Below are 2,811 nucleotides of genomic sequence, written 5' to 3'. Positions count from 1 at the left end.
CTTCCGCACTCTCGCACTTTCGCACTTCGGTTCCGGATCAGTCGTCGCGGGGACGGCGGAAGCCGCCACCGCCACCACCGCCGGGCCGACCGCCGCCGCCGCGGGGCGGACCGGAGCGGGGGCCGCGCGGGCCGCCGCGGTCGTCGCCGCCGCGCCGGGGCGGACGATCGTCGTCGCGGCTGGAACGGCGCGGACGGTCGTCGTCACGGCTGCTGGGACGGCGCGGACCGCGATCGTCGCCGCCGGGGCCGGGACGGTTCATCCGCCGCATCCCGCCGCCGCCGGGTCCGCCGCGACCCGCGCCCGGCCCGCCCGCCGGCTTGCGCTGGCGGTCGTAGTCCACGCGCACGCTGCGGTTGCGGATGGTGGTGCCGTTCAGCGACGCGATCACGCGCTCCGCCGCGTCCGCCGGCACCTCCACGATGCTGAACGTGTCGCGGATGTCCACCTTGCCGATGGAGCTGCCCGGCAGGTCGGCCTCGCCGGCGATGGCGCCCACGATGTCGCCCGCCCGCACGCCGTCGCGGTCACCGAGGCTGACGAACAGCCGCGTGAACGTGGCGCCCGCGCCGCCGCCCGTCTCGGCGAAGCCGCCGGGGGCCGGACGCGCCATCCGCGCCGTGGTGCGCTCGCGCGCGGCCGCCGCGGCGGCGGGCATGGCATCCGCCGCCGTCACGGCCGCGGACGGGGCCGCCGCGCGGCGCTTGCGCAGCAGGGCGCTGGCCGCCGCCGCGATCTCCGTGGGCGTAAAGTCCTCGAACAGGGGCTCCAGGATGAGCATCTGCGCCGCCAGGTCCTCCTCGCGCAGGGCCCGCCGCAGCTCGCCGCGGAAGGTGCGCAGCTCCAGCGACCCGCTCACGGGCTCCTCGCCCTGGATGCCGGCCGGCTGCGCGAAGAAGCCGGCGCGTCCCGCGATGTCGCGCAGGTGCCCCAGCTCGCGCGGGTCCACCAGGACAAAGCCCGGGTCCTCGCCGCCGTGGCGCGTGCGCAGCGTCTCTTCATCCGCCGGCACGTCGTAGCTGATCACCTGCCCGGACGGCGCCTCGTCCTCGTCCATCCCCGACGAGCCGATGACGATGACGTCCGCGTCGGGATCGCCCGCGTCGCTGGCCAGGAAGCCGCGCAGCGTGAGGGCCTCGGACACCTGCGCCGCGCGCTCGTCCGTGCGGCAGTACAGCACGGGCGGCTCGCCGCCCCCGCCGCCGCCCAGGATGCGGGCGACCGTGTCCAGCTTGTCGCGCTCGGAGACGGGAACGTAGCCCACGGTGGCCGTCGGCTCCGGCGCGGGCTCGGCGGACTTGGGGTCCGCGGCCGTGGCGGGGAAGCGGATGGCGCGCTTGACCCGGCGGCCGGCCAGGTCGTCGATGGCGTCCGTCGTCTGCGAGGTGATGATGACGCGCTGGGCGTCGCGCGGCACGTGGTCAAAGAGCGTCTCCAGCCCTTCCCATCCGCCCACGGACTCGATCTCGGCCGCGCCGTCTACGACGACGGCCTCCACGCCCTCCAGCTTGATGGCCGAGGCGCGCACGGCCTCTACCACCTCGGCCGGCGTGGCGGCCAGCACCTCGGCGGCTTCGGTGCGCGTGCCCCATCCGCCGCCCGACGCGGAGACGGTGAGCCCCGCGGCCTGCGCGAAGGGCACCAGCTCCAGGGCCGCGCGCTCGGCGGCCTCGGCCGTGGGGGCGAGGATCAGCAGGCGGGTGCCGCGGGGCGTGTCGTCCGCCGCGTCGTCGCCTTCGTCCTCGTCCGCGGTGGCGCGGGGCTCCAGGCGGTCCAGGATGCCCAGGCCGTACGCCAGCGTCTTGCCGGAGCCGCTGCCGGCGCGGGCCACCAGGTTGCCCTCGCGCCGCAGCACGGGGATGGCGGCCTGCTGCAGGGCCGTGGGGCGCTCGATCCCCGCGTCTTCCAGCGCGGCCAGCAGGGGCTCGCGCAGGCCGAGGTCTTGAAATGAAGCCATGTACGTCGTCCGTCCGTCAGAGTGTGTCACACGCGCGCGACTCACGGTTTCGCGCGTGGCATCCGCAAGTAGTTTGCCCGCTGGGTTTGCACGCGGGGGCGACAACTTACGTGATGAAGCGCGAGAGTGCGAAACCGGGAGTGCGAAAGTGCGAAAGTGCGGGAGTGCGAAAGTAACTGCGGGATGTGCGTGGGATGGATTCGGGTGGGGGCGGATGGGTCGGGGAGGGGAGGGTAAGAGGTTGGGTTGCAACGTGATACGCCGAGACGGGTTCCGCGAGGGGAGCGACTGAAGTCGCCCCAACGACAGCGGAAAGCCTCGCAAACTGCGCGAGGCTTCAACTGCTCGCGCGGGCAGGGTCCCGGCGCGGCTGCTGGCATCAAGCCTGAGCGGGTAAACCCGCCGCTGGGACCGCCATAAGCCCCGTCTCGCGCTGACGCGCGATGCGAACGAGGCTTCAACCGACCCGGACATCGGCCCCGGTGCAGATGGGCCGGCGTTCGCTGGGGCAGTCCGCGCAGGCGGACTTCGCGACGTTCCAGCGGCGAATTCCATTCGCTCCCGGACCGCTGGGGCTCGCCCCCGGTGCACATGACACGGCGCGCGGCAGGAGCCGTCGGCGCAGGCCGACATCACGTTTTCGGTGCCGCGACTTCAGTCGCCGGGGCTGGATCCGCGCCTCGCATCCGCCAACCGCTCCCGCGCATCATCCGCTTTCGCACTTTCGCACTTTCGCACTTTCGGGTCGTGTACCTGGTGGTAGTTGACGCCGTGGACTAGTGTGTGGTGAACACCGTTCACACTTCGACTCGCCAGAGCGTCACATGTCGCAGCCGCTTGATGTGGTACCGGCC

At 73.4% G+C, this 2,811-nt stretch carries 1 protein-coding gene; it reads right to left on the bottom strand.

Going from position 1 to position 2,811, the window contains the following annotated elements; all coding sequences use genetic code 11:
• Nucleotides 1-37: 37 nt before the first annotated feature.
• Nucleotides 38-1,957: a DEAD/DEAH box helicase gene (locus VFZ20_RS28010; RefSeq protein ID WP_329687266.1), complete on the bottom strand. Its 1,920-nt coding sequence runs from the start codon at nucleotides 1,955-1,957 to the stop codon at nucleotides 38-40.
• Nucleotides 1,958-2,811 lie beyond the last annotated feature (854 nt).

It is taken from the genome of Longimicrobium sp., assembly GCF_036280135.1.
Lineage (GTDB): Bacteria > Gemmatimonadota > Gemmatimonadetes > Longimicrobiales > Longimicrobiaceae > Longimicrobium.
This window is presented reverse-complemented; position numbering and strand designations above follow the sequence as displayed.